Genomic DNA, 22,403 nt, shown 5'->3' on the forward strand with positions numbered 1-22,403 from the left:
TGGGGAGGGGGCGTGATGGGCGACGACCTCGTACTCGACATCCGTGATTTACGGATGCGATACGGCACGAACGACGTGCTGAAGGGCGTCACTTTCCAGGCGCGCAAGGGGGAGGTCCTCGCGTTGCTCGGGCCGAACGGCGCGGGCAAGACCACGACGATCGAGATCCTCGAGGGCTTCCGGATGCGGTCGGCCGGGGAGGTCTCGGTGCTGGGGGAGGACCCCGCGCACGTCGACGAGAGGTGGCGTGCGCGGCTGGGGGTGGTCCTCCAGTCATGGCGGGACCACGGCAAGTGGCGCGTGCGTGACCTGCTGGGGCATGTGGCCACGTACTACGAGCCTTATCGCAGACCGTGGGACACCGACGAGCTGATCAGCGTGGTCGGTCTGACCGAGCACGCGGGCAAGCGGGTCCGGCAGCTCTCCGGTGGGCAGCGGCGCAGGCTCGACGTGGCGATCGGCATCGTCGGCCGTCCCGACCTGCTGTTCCTCGACGAACCGACGGTCGGGTTCGACCCGGCGGCCCGGCGGGACTTCCACGACCTGGTGCACCGGCTGGCCGACGACGACGAGACCACGATCCTGCTGACCACGCACGACCTGGCCGAGGCGGAGAAGCTGGCCGACCGGATCCTGATCCTGGCAGGCGGAGCGGTGATCGCGGACGGCTCGGCGGACCAGCTCTCGCTGCAGATGGCCACCGAGACCGAGGTGAAGTGGACCCTGCACGGCCAGCGGTACGTGCACTCCACGCGGGAAGCGACCAAGTTCGTGCACGACCTGTTCAAGCAGCACGGCGACGACATCGGTGACCTGGAAGTGCGCGGGGGAAGCCTGGAGGACACGTACATGGCGATGGTGGTGGCCTTCGAGTCCGGCCAGTACGGCTCCGACCAGCGGGAGCTCGTGGAGGTGACGCGATGACCACGCCCCTCGCGGCCGCCGCCCGATCAGGGGCGCGGCGCGGTGTGTTCGAGTTCCAGCAGTCCTTCACCACCGCGACGGACATCTTCGCGCTGATCTTCCCGAACGTCATCCTGCTCACTGTGATGATCTTCATGCGCGACTCGACCGTGGGTGCCACGGGCTTCTCGCTCGGCACGATGTCGCTGAGCAGCGTCGTCGGCATGAGCGTGGCGTTCAACGGCATGATGACCGTGATGCAGCACCTGGCGGTCGAACGGGAGGACGGCACGCTGCTGCGGGCGAAGGCCATCCCCAACGGGATGTTCGGCTACCTGGTGGGCAAGATCGTCCTGATCGCGGGGCTGACGGTGGTGACCCTGCTGATGATCCTGGTTCCCGGCATGCTGCTGTTCGACGGGCTGGCACTCGACACGGCAGGCGCCTGGCTGACCCTGGTGTGGGTCCTGGTGCTCGGGCTGGTGGCCACGATGCCGATCGGCGCGATCCTCGGCTCGATGTTCGAGAACCCGCGGACGTCGGGGCTGATGATGCTGCCGGTGATGGGCCTGGTGGCGGTGTCCGGCATCTTCACCCCGCTCAGCGAGGCGCCCCAGTGGATGCAGCTGGTCGGCCAGGTGTTCCCGATCTACTGGCTGGGGCTGGGGATGCGCTCGGCTATGCTGCCCGACGGTCTCGAGGTGGTGGAGATCGGCGGCTCATGGCGGCACTGGGAAACCGTCGGTGTCCTCGGCCTGTGGGCGGTGATCGGACTGGTGGTGGCGCCTGCGGTGCTGCGCAGGATGGCGCGCAGGGAGTCGGGCGCGGCGGTGGCCGAGCGTAGGGAGAAGGCACTGCAGAGGGTCACCTGATGAACAAGCTGTCCGGCACAGTGCCCAGGTCATGCGTGGGGCGAGCATGAGCGGCGAGGTCATCTACAACCGCATCGCGATGCTACGCGCGGAACGCGGCATCTCACGCCGTCAACTGGCGGAGGCACTGGGCGTGCACTACCAGACCGTCGGCTACCTCGAACGGGGCGAGTACAGCCCCAGCCTCTTCCTGGCGCTGCGGATCGCCGAGTACTTCGAGGTCGCCGTCGAGGTGGTCTTCTCCACGGCGCCGTTCCCGCGAATCGGCGCGGAAAAGGCGGGCTGACCAGGCCATTCGGGTGGGCTGTGCGGCTTGACGGGGTGTGCAGCTTTCCCAGACCGGTTCTTCGGGACCGCGCCCTTGTTCCGCCCCGGCAACGTTTCAGCTGGGCCGATTGCCCGGCCGCTCCTCCCCTTCCGGTGGTCTGCCGTCCGTGATCTGGTCCCGTCGTGCTCAGTGGGTGAGCAGGACGCGTTCGCGGAGCAGATCGGGTTTGGCGCGGTCGAACATCTGGCGTTCAAGCATTTTGATCTGGTTGACGTGTCGTACCAACGATGTCGCCATTGACAATGACTGACCGGTCAGTCACCATCAATCCATGGCCAAGGCAGTTGATCGGGTTCGGCGGCGGAAGGACATCCTGGACGCGGCAGTGCGGGTGTTCGCGCGCAAGGGGTTCGCCGCCTCCCGCGTGGAGGATGTCGCGGCCGAGGCGGGCATCGCCAAGGGCAGCGTCTACCTGTACTTCGACAGCCGCGACGCTCTGCTGGCGGGCGTGTTCGAAAGCTACCGGGCCCGCTCGGACGCGGTGCTGGCGACAGTGGGAGAAGGTCCGGCGCTGGAGCGTCTGGCGCGACTGGTGGGTGAGGTGGTCGACATGCTCGCCACGCACCGCGATCACGCCCGCGTCCTGCTGGATGTGTGGGCGTCGGCGCCATCGCTGGACATGGCCGCGGTCTACCGCCAGTACCGAGAGGCGATCTCGGCGTTGCTGCGCCAGGCACGGGCCGAGGGCCAGTTGCGGCCCGACGTCAGCGAACACCACGCCACACTGATCGTCGCCACGATCGAGGGCTGCCTGCTGCAATGGCTGACCGACGATCGGGTGCCCCTCACTGACCTGGCGGCACCGATCATCGAACTGACTGTCGAAGGGATCCGCGCGTGAACCTCGTCGACCGTGCCATCGCCCCCGGCGCGACCCGGCAGGAAGTCCTGGCCGGGTTCGGCGCAGCCATCGCCGGCGCCGGGCTCGCCCTGTCACTCGCGCTGGACGCACACCTGCCCGCGCTGTCCGTGGCCGTCGTGACGGTAGTGGCCTTCGACCTGTTCGGTGGGGCGGTCGTCAACGCCACCAACGCGGCGAAGCGGTGGTACCACAGACCGGGGCGCACCGCCCGGCACCACCTGACCTTCGTCGCCCTGCACGTCCAGCCCTACCTGCTGGCCGCGACGGTGCCCGGGGTCACCTGGACCGCCGCTGCCGCGATTCACGGTTCAGCCCTGGTAGGAGCCGCAGTGGTTACCATCGCTCCGGCACCGGTGCGGAGGCCGGTCGCCTTCGCCGTCACCGCGTTCGCCCTGACGTTGACCACCAGCGTGGTCACCGTCCCACCCGAACTCGGCTGGTTCGCCCCGCTGCTGCTCATCAAACTCCTGCTGGCTCACCTCCTTCCGGAAGTGGCCTCCCGGTGACCCGATACCTCCGCGTCGGACTGCGATCCCGACTGCACAACCAACGCGGGGTGTCGTCATCGCTTGAGGTACGCCAGGACCGCCAGTACCCGCCGGTTGTCGTCGTCTGACGGAGTGATGCGCAGCTTGGCGAAGATGCGCGCGGTGTGCTTGGTGACGGCACTTTCGCTGAAGTGCAGGCTGTTCGCGATCCCCGCGTTGGACCGTCCTTCCGCCATCAGCTCCAGCACGTCCCGCTCGCGCGGTGTGAGGTCGCTGATCAGTCCGCGCGCGTCGCTGCGCGTGAGCAGCTTGGCGATGACGAGCGGGTCCATGACCGTGCCGCCGGACGCGACCCGGCGCACCGCGTCGACGAACTGTTCGGTGTCGGTGATCCGGTCCTTGAGCAGGTAGCCGACCGCCCCTTCGCCGCCCGCCAGCAGTTCGTTGGCGTAGAGCTGCTCGACGTACTGGGAGAGGACCAGAACCGGCAGACGCGGACGACGACGCCGGGCCTCCAGCGCGGCCTGCAGCCCTTCGTCGGTGAACTTCGGGCGCAGGCGGATGTCGACGACGGCGACGTCGGGCTGCTGGTGAAGCAACGCGTGGAGCAGGGCCTCGCCGTTGTCGACCGCGGCGACGACGTCGAAGCCGTGCTCGGTCAGGGTGCGGACCAGTCCGTCCCTGAGGAGGAAGAGGTCTTCGGCGAGGACAACGCGCACGGGATCTCCAGCGTCGCAGTGGTCGGACCGCCCAGCGGGCTGTGCAGGGCGAGGGTGCCGTCGAACGCGGCCAGTCTGCGCTCGACCCCACGCAGGCCCGTGCCACGTGTGGGGTCGGCACCGCCTCTGCCGTCGTCACGGGCCGTGACCCGCAGCGCGTGACCGTTGTGGGCCAACGTCACCGCCACCGTGCGGGCACCGGCGTGCTTGGTGGCGTTGGTGAGGAGCTCGTTGACCGCGAAGTACGCGGCCGACTCCACCGGCAACGGCAGCCGCCCCGGCAACCGGACGTCAACGGTGATGTCCAGCGGGCTGTCGAGGGCGACCGACCGCACCGCGTCGCCCAGTCCGCGGTCGGCCAGCACGGGAGGATGGATGCCGTGGACCAGGTCACGCAGATCGGCCAGCGCGCACATCGACGTCTCACGCACCTGCCGCAGCAGCCGCCGGGCTGTGTCCGGATCGGACTCCAGCACCCGGGTCGCGTTGTCCACGGTCATGCCCAACGCCACCAGCCGAGCCTGCGCGCCGTCGTGCAGGTCACGTTCGATCCGGCGGAGCTCCGCGGCCTGCGCGTCCAGTGCCTCGGCCCGGCTGTCCGCGAGTTGTTCCACCCGCCTGGCCAACTCGACGCTGCGCGGCGCGGCGAGCAGCCGTCCGTTCCACCGGGCATGCAGCCCCAGCACCGCGGGTGCACACCACACTCCCGACGCGATGAATCCGAGTCCCAACAGGACCGCGGCGATCGCGGTCACGGTGTCGACCACCGGGATGAACGCGTACCAGTTGCCGTCGCCGAGCGCCTGCCAGATCAGCGGCTGCACCAGCACGCCGAATGCGCCGTATCCGATGAGACAACCCGGCACGGACAACAGCAGCCCGCCGAGCAACGGGGTGAGGGTGGCCCACCGCAGGTCACGCCAGAACCCTTCGTCGGCGAGGATCGCACGGCCACGCGATCGGGCGCTCAACGCCGGATCGGTGGGCAGTGGGGCGGGTTGGCTGACGGCCACGCCGGACCAGTCGTGGCACCATCCCCTGGCCCGGTCGGACAGCCGGCGCAGGGCCATGGCCGCACGCGGCATCAACCTGAACCCGAGACCGGTCGGGAGGAGGAGCACCGCGACCACCACGACAGTGCCGACGGCGGATTCGGCCAACGTGAACCAGAACCACACCCAGCACCGGCCAACCGCCTGCCAGCCCGCGCGCCGGTTCATCCCAACCGACTCCGAACGTTCTCCCGCACGGCGGCGATACTAGTGCGCCTCCCGAGCCACGCCACCGCTGCGACCAGGCACGCGCAGCCGAACAGGATCATCGGCAGGGCAACACCCGACTCCTCGTCCATGAACAGCAGCATCCCGAGGTTGGTCAGCGTGTGGAACGCCCCGGCGAGGACCAGCCGTTGCGCACGCACGCCGTCGAGCGCCACGCCCAGCGCGACGGACATCGACACCGCCGCCAGCAGAAAACCGACCACGTACGCCGCATCGTGCGCGAACACCGGAAGGTGCCACACGCCCCACAACACACCTACGACCACCGACGCGGCAACCACTCCAAGCCGAGTACGCAGCAACGGCTGCAACAGGCATCGCCAGCCGATCTCCTCAGCGCACGCACCAGCGAACTGCGCGACCACGATCAGCACGAACGGGTTCCCGAGATCGGCCGGGGCGGTCGCCCGGACGTCGCCGGTCAACAGCCCATACCCGGCCGCGGCAGCGCCGATGACCAGCACCGCCGTCACGGACAGCAACAGCAGTGGTGCCCAGGTGCCACCTCGTCCGCCAACGGCACCGGCCAACGCTTCACGAGTACGCACCGGCCAGCACAACGCCACCACAACGACACCGAGCAGCGGCCCCAATTGAGTCAGCTGGATCACTACGGTCGGGATGCCGGTCATGGGCTGCAAAGCACCCAGGAGACCAGACGTGAGCAGGGCGACCGTGAAGAACACCGCTACGACGGGCCACAGGTGAGTTCGGATCTTCATGGTCATCGACGATGCCGGTCGGTCGAGCACCAGGGAATGCGCCTGGCAACCCGATCGGGGTGCACCAAACTCCACCCCGTCGGGGCACATATGCAGAACTGGTGCCGCTGACGGTCGAACATCGCTGATCGCCCGCAGCCGGGACTGTCGCTTGAGGACAGCCCGGTTCATTCCGGGACGGCGTCGGTTCGTGGCAGCCGGATGGTGAATGTCGAGCCCACGCCCGGGGTGCTGGTGACCTCGACGCGACCGTGGTGCGCCTGCACCAGGTACTTGGTGATGGCCAGGCCCAGCCCGGCCCCGCCGGTAGTCCGGCCGCGGGACGGGTCGGCGCGGTAGAGCCGGTCGAAGATGTGCGGCAGGTGCTCGGCTGCGATGCCGATTCCGGTGTCGGCCACGGTGATCACCACCGCGTCGGCCGACCCGCGCACGGCGACGTCCACAGTTGCGCCGCTCGGGGTGTGCCGCACCGCGTTGGACACCAGGTTGCCGAGGGCCTGGCGGAGCCGGGTCGGGTCGACGTGCATGACGACCGGCTCGGCCACGGTGAACCGTAGGTCGACGCCGCATGCCTCGGCACCCGCGCGGTGAGCGGCGACCGCGGCCGCTGCCAGGTCTGCCACGTCCTGCTCCTCCGGGTGGATCCGCAACTCGCCCGCCTCGGCGAGGGCGAGGTCACGCAGGTCGGCGACGAGCCGTTCGAGCAGTTCCGATTCCTCGATCAACGACCGGATCAGCGCCGAGTCCACCGGGACCACGCCGTCCTGCGCGGCGTCGAGATACCCGCGGACGTTCGCCAGCGGCGTGCGCAGCTCGTGGGCTACATCGTCGAGCATGGCCTGTCGATGCCGGTCGGCGCCGTCGATCGCGTCGGCCATCGTGTTGAAGGCGACCGCGAGCTGGGTGATTTCGTCGTTGCCGCGTAAGGGAACGCGGGCGGCGCGATCCCCGGCCGCCATCCGCCCCGCAGCGGCGGTGAGCATGCGGATCGGGCGCACCAGCCGCCGGGCGACCAGCACGGTGGCCGCGGCCGCGACGATCAGCACCGCCGCGACGGTCCCGGCGGTCCGCAACCGGTCAGCCGGGGACAACGGGTCGAAGCGGTCGCTTTCGCCGAGGTAGAGGTCGGCGGGCCCGGCGACGTGGCCTCGCAGCACCTCCAGGCGGGCGTCCCGCAGGCATTCTGTCCACAGAAGACTGTTTGGGTCGGCGGGGCAGCCGCTGGACTCCTCGGCGACCCGCGCGGTGAGACGGCGGACCGCCTCGGTCTGGCCCGGCGGCCCCGAGGAGACACACGGATCCCCCGACGACGTGGTGGGACCCGCGGCGTCCGTTATCGGTCGGCCGTACCACGCGACCGCGGGCCGCGCCCCGGCGCCGGTGCGGCGCAGGCAGTCGGCTGCCTGATCGGCGAACGCCTGCCACTGCCGCCGTTCGCCGTCGGTCAAACGCCAGCCGTAGACGGTGAGAACGCCCTCGGCGGGTTTCCCGGCGACGATGTTCGGCGGCAGCGTGAGGGCTTGGTCGTCGGGTGGGGTGGTCGCGTCGATCCGGGCAGCGGGTGCCTTCGGCAAAGCGGTGGCGTTGTTGTTCGGCGTCCGCGCCGAATCCACGATCGGTTTGCCGTGGGGGGTGGTGAGCGCGATCCGGCGGCCCGTGCGCCGGGCCAGCTCGTCGACCAGCGAGTCGACTCCGGCCCAGCTGCTGTGCTCGGTCGCGTAGCCGTGCAGCGCGGACCGGATCTCCCGGTCGGTCTCCAGCAGCGAGGCATCGCCTGCCAGCTCCTCCCGCCCCTGATCACCGGTGACGAGCAGGGCGACGGTGCACACCGACAAGGCCGCCACCCCGAGCGCGAGCGCCAGCAGCCGGACCAGCAGGCTATGGCGCACTGTCGGCCTCGCCGCTCCGTTCGGCGAGTTTGTAGCCGACGCCGTACACGGTGAGCAGATGCCGCGGCCGGGTCGGTGTCCGCTCGATCTTGCGGCGCAGGTTCAGCACGTGCATGTCGATCGTGCGGCCGGTCACCTGCCGGTCGAATCCGCCGAGGCGTTCCAGCAGCACCTGGCGGGTGAACACCCGGCCGGGTGAGGCCGCGAGGCATTCGAGAACGGTGAACTCGGCCGGGGTGGTCGGTACCACTGCGCCTGCCACCCGCACCTCGTGCCGGGCGGTGTCGATCACCAGGTCGCCGACGCCGTACCGCGGTGACCCGGTGACGTCGGCGCGGGCCGACCGGCGCAGCACCGCCCGCACCCGGGCCATCAGTTCCCGTGGGCGGTAGGGCTTGGTGACGTAGTCGTCGGCGCCGAGCGCCAGCCCCGCCAGCACGTCGTTCTCTCCACTGCGGGCGGTGAGCATGACGATCGGCAGGTCGCGTTCGGCCCGCAACGCGCGGCACACCTCCAGCCCGCCAACCGACGGCAGCATCAGATCGAGCACCAGCAGATCGGGGTCGCACCGCCGGATCAGCTCGATGGCCTGCCTGCCGTCGTGCACCACGGTGGCCTGGTGGCCCTCGTGTTCCAGGTAACGGCGGATCAGGTCGGCCTGTTTGCGATCGTCCTCAGCGACCACGATGCGCATGGGCATGGCGAAAGTCTCGTCCGGCCTTCGCTGGAAGTTCCTGGGAATGCGCCGGGAAAACCCTGGGAGGCGTCGATCTTGACAAGATCCTGACCGGTGGTCGGCAGGCTCTCGGGAACCGAAACCCATGAGGAGCCAGCCATGACCCACCATGCCGAATCGTCGTCACCGTCTCGACGTTCGGTGCTCGCGCTGATGGGCGCCGCGCCGTTGGTCGCGGGCACCACTCTGGCCACCGGCGCAACCGCTCGCGCGGACACCGAATCCGCGGACGGCAAGGTGCCGCGCGAGGCCGTACAGGCCTACGACCGATACCTCGCCCAGCGGGCCGCGGCGGACAACTTCTCCGGCACCGCCCTGCTCGCCTACCGGGGCCGTCCGGTGCTGTCGAAGGCGTACGGTCTCGCCGACCGGGTTCGGCAGGTACCCAACCGGATGGACACCATCTACAACCTCGCCTCGGCGTCGAAACCGTTCACCGCTCTGGCCGTCGTGCAGCTCGCGCAGCAGGGCAAGCTCGGGCTGCACGAGAAGCTCGGGACCTCCCTGTCCGGGTTCCCGGCCGAGCTGGCGAACCAGATCACCGTGCACCAGTTGCTCACCCACACCTCGGGCATGCGCGGGGGCCCGTTCGACATCCACAAGGTCACCCACAGCAAGGCCGAGGAGTGGGAGAACACCACCAGCAGGACGCGCAAGGCGTCACTGGAGTTCACTCCCGGCACCGGCTGGGCCTACAGCAACACCGGGATGGACGCGCTCGGCGAAATCGTCGCCACTGTGTCCGGACAGCCGTTCTGGGACTACGTCGAGCAGCACATCTTCACCACGGCCGGGATGACCGACTCGGCGTACTGCACGCGAACGCAGTGGGAGTCCGATCCGCGGATCGCGCACCCGCACATGCTGCAGGCCGACGGCACCCGGATCGACGGCGTCCGCAACCTCGACGCGGGCACCGTGCTCGGCGCGCCCGGGACCAATCCGGCGCGGGCATTCGTCGGCGCGGGTGGGGGAAGTGGTTTTTCCACCGCGCCCGACCTGCTCCGCTTCGCGCTCGCACTCCAGCAGAACAAGCTGCTGAAACCCGGCTTCACCCAGGTGTTCACCTGCCCGAAGGTCCCCGTCCCGCCACCGCCGAACGCTCCGCTCGACCCGTCTCGCCTACCGTTCCACGGCTACGGCGTCACCGCGGGCCTGCTCAACTTCGGGCGCGTGATCGGGCACGGCGGCGGAATCGGTGGCGGCAACACCAACTGGTCGATCCACCTCGACACGGACTGGGTTGGCATCGTGCTCTGCAACTACGACTACGCGGACTTCCAGGACATCCTCCGCCAGGAGCGGCTGGCCATCACCGGCACCCGCTGAACCTCCAGAGAAAGAGAAACCTTGCTACGCAAACGATTCACGGTACCCGCGTTGGCCATGCCAGCGCTGCTGGCGTCGATGATCGCACTGGCAGGCGCGAACGGCGCGAGCGCCCGGCAGGAGAACGCCGCGCCACCGGCGGCCTGTTCCAGCGACCCGGCGCCGATGCCACCGCAACTGACCCCGACCACGATTGCCACCATCGGCCAGGCCTACTACTGCGTCTTCAAGAACTACGTCGGCGGTGACCAGGTGAACCACCGCCGCCTGCTGGCCTCCGCGTTCGCCGGACTGACCGAGGAACTCCACCGCAGGCAACTGGACCGCACCGGGGCGACCATGCCCGCGCTGTCCGGCAACCGGGACCGCGACTGGGTCGCCTTCCGTGCCGCTTACCAGCAGGTGATCGGGCAGCTCCCGGCCGATCCCACGCTGCACCAGGCGCTGGCCGCGGCCACCATGCGCGGGATGATCGAAAGCCTGCGGGACAACCACGCCATGTGGACGCGGCAGGAAGGCCCGCCGCCGCACTACGCGATCGGACTCGACCTCGCCCCCCGGGCGGAAATGGCCAGCTGGGTTCCCAACGAGGTCACCGGGCCGCTGTTCATCCGACGGATCCTCGGCGGGGCCGCGGAGCAGGCCGGTCTGCTGCCCGGCGACATCATCACCTCGGTCAACGACGCTGCCCCGTTCGTCAACGGGAAACCCACCCCCGGTGTGCTCGACTGGCTGCGAAACCCGTCGAAGGAGCCGGTGAAGCTGGGGCTGACCCGGCCGGTCACCGGCCGTTCCTGGACCGCCACCCTGACGCCCGGCCGGTACGAGCAGAACCCGGACGTGATCAGGAACGTGACCGCGAGGAGAGCGGCGGGCGACCTCGCGCACGTCACAGTCGGCGCGTTCGTCCCGCAGACGGCGAACGACATCTTCCGCGCGGTCGCCGACCTGAAGCAGAGCGGCCCGATCAATGGCATCGTGCTCGACCTGCGCCGGAACATGGGTGGCTCCGGGGAGGAAGCCAGGCGTTTGCTCAGCGCGTTCGTCCACCACAAGACGTCCAGCTACAAATGCGACTACAACTACAACAACTGCGTCCCGGAGACCACCGACGACCAGGTCGAACTGCTTCGCCTTCGGCTGGCGGTGCTCACCAGCCGCGACTGCGTCTCGGCGTGTGACAGTTTTTCCGGCTCCGTGCGGGACCTCGGGCTCGGCCCGATCATCGGCACCCGGACTGGCGGCTTCGTCTCCGGGCTGAGCTACAACTACACGCTGAACGACGGGACCACGTTGACCCTGCCGAGGTCCATGGGCCTCAGCGCCAACCGGGAGATCATCAACGGCATCGGCGTCGCCCCAGACCACTACATCCCGTTCACCGCGGAGGACCTCTCAGCAGGCCGTGACCCCGCCATCGACAAAGCCGCCACCCTGTTGCATCTCTGACCGACCGTTCCAGATTGTCCATTGAGGACTCGCGGCTCCGGTTGGCCGGGTGGGGGGTGTACGTGAAGGCTTGATGACAAAGTCGACCCACTCCGACCGACTGCTGCACGACCAGCCCATCGGTAATGGCGGCTGATTCCCTTGTCCTGACCGTCCAGCACAGGGAGTCAGCCGCCCCATCCCAGGCGGCTGAGCGGACTCCAGAACGTCGATCACATGCCTCACAGCGCAACGCGATCATCGGCCCGTGCTGAAACAGGCCACTGGCGACCTGAAACCGCTCACTGATTCTTCGGATTCCGGTCAAGTTCGGGCGCCGATCGCTGCATCTGCTCGAAGTGGACCCGAATGCCGAGTGGTGGGACCGCTCACGAGAATGGGCGTGGTCGGATATCCCCGCGTCGAGTTCGGCGGTGCCGATGCGGGTGTCGTGATCGACCTGCGACCGGCCGGTGAGAAGCCACAAGCGCAGCTCGACCCATTCCCGGTCGGGGTAGTCGTCGGTCTTCGACTGCCGCGGCTGCGAGAGGAATTCCGGGCGAGGACCGCGTTCGACGGCGACCTGGTGTGGTTTGGACGGGGCGCGGTCGTCGCCGGAGAAGCCGGGCCGTCGAGACCCCGACAGACTTCCGGTCGTGACCACTAAGCGGCGGCAGGGTCGTGCAGGGTGAGGCTGGCGAGTTCGGCGCGGGATTGCACGCCGAGCTTGGGGTAGGCCTTGTACAGGTGGTGTCCGACAGTTCTCGGGCTGAGGAACAGCTGCGCGGCGATGTCGCGATTGGACTGCCCAGTGGCCGCCAGTCGTACGATCTGCAGTTCCTGCGGGGTGAGTTGGGCAAGCGGGCCGCGCAGCGTGGCGTGCCCGCCGCCGCTGCCTGCTACTCCGGTGGCGCTGAGTTCGCCTTCCACCCGTTCGAGCCACGGCCTGGCTTGCAATCGTTCGAACGTCTCCTTGGCGGAACGCAGGTGGGTGCTCGCCTCTGCCTTGCGGCGGGCGCGACGCAGCCATTCCCCGTAGAGCAGCTCGGTTCGCGCCTGCTCGAACGGCCGTCGATCCTTGCCGTGCAGGGAAAGCGCGGTCGTGAAGTGGTGTTCGGCTTCCTGCTCGGGGCCGAGCAGGGCCCGGCAGCGTGCGACCAAGGCATCAGCCCACGCCTGGCGCATGCTCCTGGCGCGCGTGGTGAACCGATCGAACGCCTCGCCTGCCCGGGCCGGCTCGCCGAGCCGCACCGCCGCCTCGACCAGGTCCGGCACGCTGCGGGTCACCGCGACGCCGTAGGCGCTCGGTGACTCGGCGAGCGTCGCGAGCCGGGCCACCGCGGCTGCGGCGCGGCCTCTGCCGAGGTCGAGCACACCAAGGGCCCAGGTGGCCCGGTGGGTGCCGGGGCCATCGGGCGCGGCGAGCACGCTGTCGGCGAGATCGCGGCATCGCGTGTCGTCGCCCTCGATGGCCGTGAGGTAGGCCAGCACCCCGGCGTGCATCCCGCGCCATTGGTGCTGGCCCGTGTCCTCCGCGATCTGGTTCCCCTCGGTGGCCGAGGCGAGGGCGTCGCGGTGGAGGCTTACCGCGAGTTGCGCCTCGGCGAGCAGGAACAACAAGTTCGGCAGCCGCGCGATCCGGCCGGCCGCCCTGGCCTCGGTCACGGCCCGGCGGGCGAGCGAGAGCACGGCGGCGTCCTGGCCGGTCGCCAGCTCAAGACCGCAGACCAGCAGCAGCTGATGCGGTGCGTCCGCGTGCAGGCCGGCTTGCTCGCCGAGCGCGGCCAGGTCGGCAGGCCCGACATCGCGGTCGAGGAGAACCGAGATCGCCGCGACGAGTAGCCGGGCCATCGCGCCCCTGGCACCACCTGGTTCGTGCCGCAGAGCCGTCAGCCGGTCGAGGCTCTCGGCCAGTTCGCGCTGTCCGGCGAACCAGCCGAAGTAGGAGCCCTCCAGCAGCAGCTCCAGCGACTGGTCCGGCCCGAGCCCGGCCAGGTTCGCCGCGTCGAGCAGCAGCCGGTGCGCTTCGCTCGCCCGTCCCTCGCCGAACCGGGCAAGGGCGTCGACCTGGACCAGCCGGGCTCGCAGCTCGGGATCCTCCGGCGGCTCGGTCACCGCGGCGGCCAGCGAACGAGCCCTGGACACCTCTCCGGCCTCGGCGGCGGCTTCGGCGGCGAGCACGAGCCGGCGCGCGCGCTCGGCAACGGCGGGGCTGAGCTGCGCGGCTCGCTCGTAGGCCGTCGCGGCGGCGGTGTGGCCATGGCGACGGCCCGCGCGGGTTGCGGTCCGCTCCAGCTCTTCGGCCACCGCTTCATCCGGTCCGGTGCTCGCCGTGGCCAGATGCCAGGCGCGCCGGTCGGCGTGTTCGGGGCCGCTGAGCGCGCCGGCGAGTGCCTGGTGCAGTGCGAGCCGGTCGGCCAGCGGGGCGCCCTGGTAGGTCGCCGTCCGCACCAGCGGGTGCCGGAAGCCGATGGTGCCGTCGGCGACGACGACCAGCCCGGCGCGTTCGGCCGGGCGCAGGTCGGCGACCGTGGCACCGAACCCTGCGGCGGCGGGCAGGACTATCGCGAGGTCACCGGTGTCCTCTGCGGCTGCGACCAGCAACAGCCACCGCGTGGCGTCGGGAAGGCGGTCCAGCTGGGCACTGAAGGTCGCGCGTAGCTTGTCCGTCAGCGGCAGGTGCGTGTCCAGGGCGGATCCCGCGTCACCGAGGGCGGCGGGGAGCTCGATCAGCGCCAGCGGGTTTCCCGCGGCTTCGGTCAGCAGCCGGTAGCGCAGTCGCGGGGCCAGGTCGTCAGCGTGCTCGGCGAGCAGCGCGGTGGCGGCCGAGGCGTCCAGACCAGTCAGCTTGAGCTCCGGAAGGCCTTGCGCGGGAAAGTGCGCCCGCGCGCCGAAGACCAGCAGCACGCCCTCCTCGGCCAGCCTGCGGGCAGCGAACAGCAATGTCTCGACCGTGGCGCGGTCCAGCCATTGGGCGTCGTCGACGAGGCACACCAATGGTTTGTCCTCAGCGAGACGGGCAAGCAGGGACAGCACCGCCAGCCCGATCAGGAACTGGTCGCCACCGCCTGCCGGGGCCAGGCCCAAGGCGCTGCGCAGCGCCGCCGCCTGCACGTCCGGCAGCGCGTCGAGGTGCCGCAGCGCCGGCCGCAGCAGCAGTTGCAGGCCGGCGAACGGCAGTTCGGCCTCGAACTCCACACCGCTGCCGCGGAGCACGCGCGCGCCTTCGGACGTCGCTGTCTTCGCCGCGTAGTCCAGCAGCGTGGTCTTGCCGATTCCGGGCTCACCCAGCACCACGAGCGCCCCGCTGTGCCCGGCCATCACGGCCGACAGCAGCTCGTCGAGGACGCGGCGTTCGGTGTCCCGGCCGTGCAGCATGTCGCGAATCCTACTTATGACGGCCCGCCGCTCCTGCCAGAAGTACCTATGCGTGACCGATTCCTCGGCCGCTGACCTTGCATAACGTTCTCATCAGCAAGAACGAGCAAACAGGAACGCGGCAAGGAGCACTCAGGTGAGCGACCTCAACGAACTCGTCAACGACTACTTCGCGATCTGGAACGAGACCGACCCAGCCGTGCGCCGCGCCAAGATCGACGCGGTGTGGACCGAGGACTGCAGCTACATCGACCCGATGGCGGAAGCGCGCGGTCGCGACCAGCTCGACGCCACGATCGGCGCGGTCCAAGCCCAGTTCCCCGGCTTCGTGTTCACCCTGGGCGAGGGCGTCGACATCCATCACGAGCAAGCCCGGTTCACCTGGGAGCTCGGGACGGAGGGCGCTGAGGCCATGGTGGTCGGCTTCGACGTCGCGGTCTTCGAAAACGGGCGTATCCGCAGCGTCTACGGCTTCCTCGACGAGATCCACACTCTTTGATCCCGGCCATGCCGAGGCGGAGTTTCGTCAGCGGACCTAGCACAACAACTACTCACTACTGGACAGAGGAGAATGAGATGACCGCCCCCACCGCAACCGTCCCGACCACCAACGCCACGACGGCGTCCGCCACAACGACCCTGCGTCGGGTACTCGCGCTGGACGCGCTCGTGACCGGCGGCAACGGCTTGATCTACCTGGTCGCATCCGGACCCGTCGCCGAACTTCTCGGCACCAGCGCGGGCCTGCTGCTCGGTGTCGGCACCTTCCTGGCGGCATACGGACTCGCGGTCGGTGTGCTGGCCGCACAACGGAAACCGTCGGCGTCGATGACGAAGCTGGTGATCGGCGCGAACCTGCTGTGGGCACTGGCCAGTATCGGAGTCGCCGCGTTCAGCGTCCTCGGCACGAACGTGATCGGCACGACCTGGACAGTGTTGCAAGCCGGTACCGTCGCCGGATTCGCCGCTCTGCAAATGTGGGGATTGCGCAAAGTGCGCACCCACCACTGACCTACGGCACCACGCTGAGGACCGGAAACTCCGGTCCTGGCGTTCGTCATGCCCCTGACTGCGGCGACCAGCGCTCGACCGCTGATGACCGGCACGTCAGGGGATCTGAGCTTCGACGTCGGCGAGTTGGGCGGCGAGGACTTCTTCGAACGCGGCCCGGCGGTCTGCCCCGAGTGGGCGGACGTCACGGGCGAACTGGGCTAGGGCGGGGAAGCGGTCAGGGTCGGCGCCGAGCACCGCGACACGGAACAGTTCCAGGCCTTGTTCGTACTCTGCGGGGGGAAGGGTGCTGGTCCCGGCCTCGGAGGCGATCAGCGCGGCGATGAGGATCGCGATGCGGTGGTATCGCACCGGGATCTTTTCATCGGGCAGACCGGACGCGCGCAGGGCCTGCAGCAGCTCCTCCATGAACAAGCGGGACCCGGTACCGCTGGACGCATAGCGCCCCCAGACCGTGGCGAGTTGGGGTTGCTCGCCGAAGGACTCGCGCAGGCGCAGGGCCAGGCCGGTGATGCGCTGCTTCCAATCGCCCTCGGGGTGGTAGCCGTCCATGGCGGCCAGCAGGATCCGGTCGGCGACCGCGCGCAGCAGTTCGGTCTTGTTGCGGAAGTGTCGGTAGAGGCTGGACGAGTCGGTGCCGAGCGCCGCGGCGAGCTTGCGCACGCTGAACGACTCGGCGTCGGTGGTACGCAGCAGTTCCGCCGCCGTGTCCAGGATCTCCTCGGTGGACCATCGCCTTCGGCCAGTCATCTCGTCCCTCTCGTCCAGGTTCATCCTAGACTATGCACTTGCTGTTGCACGCACCGCGTGCATAATGAGGACTAGACGCTGTCCGGCCGCAACGAGACACCCGGCATCCGGTCGGGAGAGAAGAAGGATTCATGAGCGAGACGACTGCTGTGACACGGCAGCCGGAGCCGGACTTCTCGACGATCACGACCGGGGAACTGCTCGCTTACCGCGACGCGGAGAACCGCTTCCGTGCCTCCGATGCGGCGCGGGCAATCCTCGGGGAACCGGACCCCGGCGCCGCGATCAACTGGCAGGAGATCGCGCTGCCTGGTCGCGGCATCCCAGTCCGGGTCTACCGGCCAGCCCCAACTGGAGACGACGAGGCCGAGGCCCGAACCGATCTGCCGCTGGTGGTCCATGTCCACGGAGGCAGCTTCGTGGGCACGGCGGTGCAGTGCGACTGGACCAACAGTCGCCTCGCCGCCTGGCTGCCCGCGCTCGTGGTTTCGGTCGAGCACCGCCTCCTCGCCCCGGACAGCCCGCTCGCGAACGCCGCCGAGGACGGCTGGGACGTACTCGACCACGTGGTGCGACACGCCGTGCAGTGGGGCGTCGACCCAACGCGCACGGCCGTCTTCGGCGAAAGCTGTGGCGCGCTGATCAGCGCCCTGACGGCCATCCGAGCCCGGGAGACCGGCCTGAAGCTCAAGGCGCAGGTGCTGGTCAACCCCGCGGTCGAGGTGACCGAGGCGATGTTCGACTACGCCTCGATCGCCGAGTACGCATACCGCCCAACCCGGGCCTTGCCGCTGCTGCGGCTCTTCCAGCGACTCGCCGTCCCGCCGGGAACCGACGCCGGCACGTTCTCACCGCTGTACGCGGACGACCTCAGCGGGCTCGCCCCGGCGCTCGTGGTGGTTCCCACCCAGGACGCCCTCGCTGATCACGGCCGCCGCTACGTCGAGCGGCTGCGGGAGGCAGGAACACCCGTGCGCCATTCCGAATACCCGGGCGCGAAGCACGCCTTCCTCACCATGCCCGGTGTGGAACCACAGGCCGAGGCCGCCCAGGCGGAGATTGTGCAGTTCCTCCGCGCGGCCCTGGCGCCCGCACCAACACGGTGCACCACAACCACGCACCCAGGGAGGAAAGCACAGTGAAGCGGATCGGGATCATCGGAGTGGGCGAGATCGGCCGGGCCATCGTCGATGGCCTGTGTAAGGGGGCGGCACGTCGCCAAAGGTCTTCCTCTCTCCCCGCGGGGCCCGCGCCGCAACCGAACTGTCCGAGCACTACGAGGGTGTCCACGTGTGCGCCGACAACCAGGACGTGGTGGACCGCTCCGAGCTCGTGATCATCGCCGTGCGCCGCCAGGACCACCACGAGGCACTCACCGGGCTGACGGTGAACGACGACAAGACCGTGGTCAACCTGATGGCCGGTGTCGCTACCGCCGACCTGCGCCGGACCCTCGCCACCGGCGCCCCTATCGTCCGCGCCATCCCACTGCCCGCGGTTCGCGAGCGTCGCTCGGTCACCGTGACCTGCCCCTCGCACGCCGTGGTGGACTCTCTCTTCGAGCAGCTGGGCGGAGCGCTCCCCGTCTCGAACGAGAGCGCCTTCAACGTCTTCTCCGCACTGACCGGGACGCTCACGGCCCACTACGCCTACCTTGCCACGCTCACCGCGTGGGCCATCGGCCACGGCATCGCGCCTGACACCGCCGATCAGTATGTGCGCGGTCTCTTCCAGAACCTTGGCCGCTCCCTGGGCGACGAGACCCGCCCTCTGCACCAACTAGCCGCCGACCACGAGACGCCCAAGGGGAACAACGAGCGCATTCGCACCACCTGGTTCGACCAGGCCAACACCGCAGCCCTCCAGGACGCCCTTGACGGCCTCCTCACCGATCTGAGGTAAGGCGTTCGGCACGGGCGGTGCTGGCTCCATGACCCGCGATCCTGCGATCCCGGGCAATGGCAATCGTGACGCTGTCCTTGGGACGCGGCTGCGGGGTGCAGCTCAGTCGCGGCGCCCGAACCGGGCCGCTTGACAGCCTCCGCTCATGAGGGAAACCAGCCCAGACCTGTTGTCTTGGCGATCACTGGCATGCCTGGGACCGGAAAGACCGAGCTGGCCATCTGTGCCACCCGGGCCCTGGCCGCCCGCTACCCCGCGGGAGTGTTCCGCGGTCTTCGAGCATCGCGATCATCGGGCGGCGGACAAGACTGTTCCCATAAGGGTCAGCTTGGCGCGGGGTACGCCACTGCGATCATGATCGTTGCCGACGTCGAGTAAGGGAGGCTGGGGTGGAACGGGAGCAGGCCAGCGCCGAGGTACGGGCCCGCGTCCAGGACAGTTTCGACCGGCAGGGCCTGATGCGCCACCTCGGTGCCCGCCTAGCGCACATCGGGCCGGGGTGTGTGCACATCGTCCTGCCGAGACGTCTGGAAGTCACCCAGCAACACGGCTACGTCCACGCGGGAGCCACGAGTGCCATCGCGGACAGCGCGGGGGGCTACGCGGCGTTCACCCTGTTCCCCGAGGACTCCTCGGTGCTGACTGTCGAGTACAAGATCAACCTGCTCGCCCCGGCCGCGGGTGAGCAGCTTGAGGCGGTCGGCACCGTACTCAAGTCCGGCCGGACGCTGACGGTGTGCCGATTGGAGGTGTTCGGTGTGGGCGGCGAACTCGTCGCGACCGGCCAGCAGACCCTGATCTGCCTGCACGGGCGACCTGATCGGTGAGCCGCCACGGCGCGGAACCAGAAGTCAGGCACGACCATGGAACTGGGGACGGCCTTGGTCAACTTGTGGGGCTCAAATACTCATCGCTGCTGGTCAACGGATCTGCTGCAAACGCCTGCGCTCCCAGCCCGCGGACCGGCTCTGGTTCAGCGCCCTCTCCAGGCTCGTCCCCCGTCACCAGTGGGCGCCGGTCCTTCCCGTCACGCCGGCGCCCCTGTTGTCTTGGCACGCAGACTCGTCGCTCGGAAATGGGACTACACCGCCGACGCACGAAACCCGGCCGACCCGCGACACCCATCGCAATCCGCCCGAAGCCCCTTTCTGCGCTTGCGCGCGGGCTGCGTCAGGGCTGGGCTGCTTGCGCGTGCGTCGGCCGGGGCTGGGCTGGGCTGGCTGCACGCGGGCACAACGAGCCACTCACGCCGCCATGCTCCGGCGTGGGTGAGTTCGCTTGAGGTAGGCTTTAGCCAGCGTCCAACCCTGAGGGTGATACTGGTCACCCGGGCTGTGTGTCGGCTTGACAGGGTCCTGCACTAAACAGGGCGCGGATCCTCCCTGCTCAGGGCTATCATGGTGGATGAACCTGACCTGTTCGAGTGACGCCGGAATGTTTGGCGTCATACGGCCATGTGTCGATCGTCGCACACGTGGAATACCTAGTAGACAGGTACCGTTGAACGCTGCGTAACCGGTAATTCCGGCGACGTCGTTCGCTCCTCGCTCGCCAACCGCGGCGGCGCGGGGAAGACCTGCGCGCCCTGAAAGGGGGAGACCATGTCCGTCGAGACGACCAAGGCCGTTCCACGCCCTCGCGAAGACGCCGATCTGGTTGGATACTACCTGGCCGAGGTCGGAGCGACACCACTGCTCACCGCTCAGCAGGAAGTGGAGATTTCCAAGCGTATCGAAGTAGGACTCTACGCCACGGAATTGCTCCGCCGCCACGCCGAGGGGGAGGAAATCGCCCACGACCCGGCCGAGCTGAAGATCCTCGCCCGTGAGGGCGCCCAGGCGAAGGACCACATGATCCGCGCCAACCTGCGCCTCGTGGTCTCCCAGGCCCGCAAGCGTTCGCAGGCGGGGCTGCCGATGCTGGACGTCATCCAGGAGGGCAACCTCGGGCTGATCCGCGCGGTCGAGAAGTTCGACTACTCGAAGGGCTTCAAGTTCTCCACGTACGCGATGGCCTGGATCAAGCAGGCGATCGGCCGTGGCCTGGCGGAGCAGACCCGCACGGTCCGGCTGCCGGTGCACGTCGTGGAGGAGCTGGCGAAGTTCCGGCGGGTGGAGCGCAAGCTGGAGACGAAGCTCAACCGCGACCCCACGCCGCAGGAGCTGGCCGAGGAGGTCGGCACCACCCCGGAGCGCATCGTCGAGTTGCGTCGCGCCGGTCGTGACGCCGTCAGCCTCGACACCCCCGTCGGTGAGGACGGCGACTCGAAGATCGCCGACCTCGTGCCCGACGCGGAGGCGGAGAACGCGGCCGAGATCCTCGAGCGCGAGGAGCTCTACGGCGAACTGCGCAAGCAGATCGCGACGCTCCCGCAGCGCGAGGCGCTGATCATCTCCCTGCGCTACGGCCTGCACGACGGCCACGAGTACACGCTGCAACAGGTGGCCGAGCGGATCGGTCTGACCCGTGAGCGGATCCGGCAGTTGGAGAAGCACGCTCTCGCCGAACTGCGGCACCCGAGCCGCAACCAGAACCTGCTCGCACTGGCAGGCTGAGCCAAGGGACATCCATCATCAAGCCCCGGTCAACGCTGACCGGGGCTTAGGTCGTGTATTGGGGAGGCCCCAATGCGCGGCCTAGTGTGCCAGCTGGGCCAGCACCTCGGTGAAGGCTTTCTTGTCCACCGTGACCGGGTCCGCGGCCAGCCACGCGCCGATCTCCCTGACGAAGTCGCCGGGGACCATCGGCGGGATCACCGCGCCGGTCTGGTCCGTGGTGATGTCCCCCGGCCTGCTGGGGTACAGCAGCAGGACGCCGCGCACCTCCAGGTCCGGCCACAGCGCGCGGAACTCGGCGATCTGGTCGGCGAGCTGGATCGTTCCGCCGCGGAACGGGTGGTCGTTGCGCCACACCTCGCCGTCCTCGTCGACGTCGTAGTGGCCGGGCAGCCACATCTTCGACTCGATCAGCACGAGCCTGCGGCCGCACAGCACCGCGTGGTCCACGTCCGCGAACACCGACCCCGGCTCGGCGATGCCGTGGAAGATCCGGGCCGCCGGCAGCCGTGTCAGGTACGTGGCCAGCAGGTTCGCCGTCAACCGCTCGGCGCGGTGGTCCGTGCCGACGCCGGGTGCGCCGAAGATCTGCTTCACGCCGAACCGCGCGAGAAACGCCCGGTTCGCCGTACGCACGTCCAGGTGCCGCCGCACGGACTTGACCAGGACCGCGCCGGACGCCGCCATCGCGAGCAGCCAGATCACCAGCAGCGGGACGGGCGGCGCCACCAGCACCAACGCCAGCAACAGGATGACCCACGCCGCGACCGCGGCCGCCAGGACCGGTGGTTCGGGCCGGATCGGCGGGGACATCACGGCCCTCGTGCTGGTTACGGTGTGCCACCACGGAATCGTCTCCGCGGGGATCTCCGCCTGCGCGGGAACGTAGTTCGGGTCGTCGCGGACGATCTTGCGTGCGACGCGCCTGACCGGAGCCGGAGCCGGTTCCTCGGCTTCCTCCTCGTCGCCCTCGCTGTCGTAGTAGGCACGCAGCTGGGGGTCCGACAACGTCTCGTACGCCTCGCGGAGCAGCCGGAACGTCCCCGCGGTGCCACCCGCGTCCGGGTGCATGACCTTGGCGAGTGCGCGGTACGCCGATCTGATCTCGCCGGCTGTGGCGTTCTCGTCGACGCCAAGCAGTTCGTAGTAGTCGACGTGCTGCACGCGGACACGATATTCGGTCGTTGCCGCACACAGCGAAACGGGCCGTGCACCGGGTGCGAAACACGGCCTTGTAAGAGAATTCGATCA

General features: G+C 69.1%; 20 protein-coding genes and 1 pseudogene. 13 read left to right on the plus strand and 8 right to left on the minus strand.

Going from position 1 to position 22,403, the window contains the following annotated elements; all coding sequences use genetic code 11:
• Window positions 1–15: 15 nt before the first annotated feature.
• The 5 genes from ALI144C_RS27315 to ALI144C_RS27335 all read left to right on the plus strand — a co-directional run bounded on the left by ALI144C_RS27315 (window position 16) and on the right by ALI144C_RS27335 (window position 3,471).
• Complete coding sequence (locus tag ALI144C_RS27315) at window positions 16–924, plus strand: ABC transporter ATP-binding protein (RefSeq protein WP_143230893.1); 909 nt, start codon at window positions 16–18, stop codon at window positions 922–924.
• Window positions 921–1,775, plus strand: coding sequence for an ABC transporter permease (locus ALI144C_RS27320; RefSeq protein ID WP_076990001.1), 855 nt, complete (start codon window positions 921–923; stop codon window positions 1,773–1,775). Before ALI144C_RS27315 ends, ALI144C_RS27320 begins: the two co-directional genes overlap by 4 nt.
• A gap of 46 nt (window positions 1,776–1,821) precedes the next feature.
• Complete coding sequence (locus tag ALI144C_RS27325) at window positions 1,822–2,061, plus strand: helix-turn-helix transcriptional regulator (protein ID WP_076990002.1); 240 nt, start codon at window positions 1,822–1,824, stop codon at window positions 2,059–2,061.
• Window positions 2,062–2,374: 313 nt separating this feature from the next.
• A complete protein-coding gene (locus tag ALI144C_RS27330; protein WP_076990003.1) occupies window positions 2,375–2,944 on the plus strand; it encodes a TetR/AcrR family transcriptional regulator in 570 nt (189 codons plus the stop codon).
• Window positions 2,941–3,471, plus strand: a complete 531-nt coding sequence (locus ALI144C_RS27335; RefSeq protein WP_076990004.1) for a hypothetical protein — start codon at window positions 2,941–2,943, stop codon at window positions 3,469–3,471. The genes ALI144C_RS27330 and ALI144C_RS27335 overlap by 4 nt, the downstream gene beginning before the upstream one ends.
• Before the next feature lie 56 nt (window positions 3,472–3,527).
• On the opposite strand, the gene ALI144C_RS27340 is transcribed toward ALI144C_RS27335, so the two are convergent.
• The 5 genes from ALI144C_RS27340 to ALI144C_RS27360 all read right to left on the minus strand — a co-directional run bounded on the left by ALI144C_RS27340 (window position 3,528) and on the right by ALI144C_RS27360 (window position 8,763).
• The gene (locus tag ALI144C_RS27340; RefSeq protein WP_076990005.1) at window positions 3,528–4,172 is read right to left on the minus strand and encodes a response regulator transcription factor; all 645 of its coding nucleotides are present in this window, start codon (window positions 4,170–4,172) and stop codon (window positions 3,528–3,530) included.
• On the minus strand, window positions 4,112–5,392 hold the full coding sequence (locus tag ALI144C_RS27345) for a sensor histidine kinase (protein ID WP_076990006.1): 1,281 nt from the start codon (window positions 5,390–5,392) through the stop codon (window positions 4,112–4,114). Before ALI144C_RS27345 ends, ALI144C_RS27340 begins: the two co-directional genes overlap by 61 nt.
• Entirely contained in the window at window positions 5,389–6,174 is a 786-nt protein-coding gene (locus ALI144C_RS27350) for a CPBP family glutamic-type intramembrane protease (RefSeq protein WP_076990007.1), read from the minus strand. The genes ALI144C_RS27345 and ALI144C_RS27350 overlap by 4 nt, the downstream gene beginning before the upstream one ends.
• A gap of 167 nt (window positions 6,175–6,341) precedes the next feature.
• Window positions 6,342–8,063, minus strand: a complete 1,722-nt coding sequence (locus ALI144C_RS27355; protein ID WP_076990008.1) for a HAMP domain-containing sensor histidine kinase — start codon at window positions 8,061–8,063, stop codon at window positions 6,342–6,344.
• Complete coding sequence (locus ALI144C_RS27360) at window positions 8,053–8,763, minus strand: response regulator transcription factor (protein WP_076990009.1); 711 nt, start codon at window positions 8,761–8,763, stop codon at window positions 8,053–8,055. The genes ALI144C_RS27355 and ALI144C_RS27360 overlap by 11 nt, the downstream gene beginning before the upstream one ends.
• A gap of 135 nt (window positions 8,764–8,898) precedes the next feature.
• On the opposite strand from ALI144C_RS27360, the gene ALI144C_RS27365 reads away from it, so the two are divergent.
• Both ALI144C_RS27365 and ALI144C_RS27370 read left to right on the plus strand, forming a co-directional pair.
• Window positions 8,899–10,128, plus strand: a complete 1,230-nt coding sequence (locus ALI144C_RS27365; RefSeq protein ID WP_076990010.1) for a serine hydrolase domain-containing protein — start codon at window positions 8,899–8,901, stop codon at window positions 10,126–10,128.
• 21 nt (window positions 10,129–10,149) lie between these two features.
• On the plus strand, window positions 10,150–11,577 hold the full coding sequence (locus tag ALI144C_RS27370) for a S41 family peptidase (protein WP_143230894.1): 1,428 nt from the start codon (window positions 10,150–10,152) through the stop codon (window positions 11,575–11,577).
• Between the two features lie 642 nt (window positions 11,578–12,219).
• On the opposite strand, the gene ALI144C_RS27380 is transcribed toward ALI144C_RS27370, so the two are convergent.
• Window positions 12,220–14,934 carry an ATP-binding protein gene (locus ALI144C_RS27380; RefSeq protein ID WP_076990013.1) on the minus strand — a complete coding sequence of 905 codons (2,715 nt, stop codon included), beginning with the start codon at window positions 14,932–14,934 and terminating at the stop codon, window positions 12,220–12,222.
• Window positions 14,935–15,070: 136 nt separating this feature from the next.
• On the opposite strand from ALI144C_RS27380, the gene ALI144C_RS27385 reads away from it, so the two are divergent.
• Window positions 15,071–15,433: a nuclear transport factor 2 family protein gene (locus tag ALI144C_RS27385; protein WP_076990014.1), complete on the plus strand. Its 363-nt coding sequence runs from the start codon at window positions 15,071–15,073 to the stop codon at window positions 15,431–15,433.
• Window positions 15,434–15,510: 77 nt separating this feature from the next.
• Window positions 15,511–15,945, plus strand: coding sequence for a hypothetical protein (locus ALI144C_RS27390; RefSeq protein ID WP_076990015.1), 435 nt, complete (start codon window positions 15,511–15,513; stop codon window positions 15,943–15,945).
• A 96-nt stretch (window positions 15,946–16,041) separates the two neighbouring features.
• Here ALI144C_RS27390 and ALI144C_RS27395 read toward each other — a convergent pair whose 3' ends face one another.
• Window positions 16,042–16,719 carry a TetR/AcrR family transcriptional regulator gene (locus ALI144C_RS27395; protein ID WP_237774328.1) on the minus strand — a complete coding sequence of 226 codons (678 nt, stop codon included), beginning with the start codon at window positions 16,717–16,719 and terminating at the stop codon, window positions 16,042–16,044.
• A gap of 107 nt (window positions 16,720–16,826) precedes the next feature.
• Between ALI144C_RS27395 and ALI144C_RS27400 the strand changes: the two genes are divergently transcribed.
• The 4 genes and pseudogenes from ALI144C_RS27400 to ALI144C_RS27415 all read left to right on the plus strand — a co-directional run bounded on the left by ALI144C_RS27400 (window position 16,827) and on the right by ALI144C_RS27415 (window position 21,152).
• Window positions 16,827–17,837 carry an alpha/beta hydrolase gene (locus ALI144C_RS27400; RefSeq protein WP_076990016.1) on the plus strand — a complete coding sequence of 337 codons (1,011 nt, stop codon included), beginning with the start codon at window positions 16,827–16,829 and terminating at the stop codon, window positions 17,835–17,837.
• Window positions 17,838–17,943: 106 nt separating this feature from the next.
• A pseudogene (locus tag ALI144C_RS27405) lies at window positions 17,944–18,597 on the plus strand (NAD(P)-binding domain-containing protein); the annotation flags it as partial.
• 389 nt (window positions 18,598–18,986) lie between these two features.
• Window positions 18,987–19,424, plus strand: coding sequence for a PaaI family thioesterase (locus tag ALI144C_RS27410; RefSeq protein ID WP_076990017.1), 438 nt, complete (start codon window positions 18,987–18,989; stop codon window positions 19,422–19,424).
• Window positions 19,425–20,198: 774 nt separating this feature from the next.
• Window positions 20,199–21,152 carry a sigma-70 family RNA polymerase sigma factor gene (locus tag ALI144C_RS27415; RefSeq protein ID WP_076990018.1) on the plus strand — a complete coding sequence of 318 codons (954 nt, stop codon included), beginning with the start codon at window positions 20,199–20,201 and terminating at the stop codon, window positions 21,150–21,152.
• Between the two features lie 81 nt (window positions 21,153–21,233).
• Here the strand turns inward: ALI144C_RS27415 and ALI144C_RS27420 are convergent, their stop codons facing one another.
• Window positions 21,234–22,316: a J domain-containing protein gene (locus ALI144C_RS27420; protein ID WP_076990019.1), complete on the minus strand. Its 1,083-nt coding sequence runs from the start codon at window positions 22,314–22,316 to the stop codon at window positions 21,234–21,236.
• Window positions 22,317–22,403 lie beyond the last annotated feature (87 nt).

The sequence above is a fragment of the Actinosynnema sp. ALI-1.44 genome, from assembly GCF_001984155.1.
GTDB lineage: Bacteria > Actinomycetota > Actinomycetes > Mycobacteriales > Pseudonocardiaceae > Kibdelosporangium.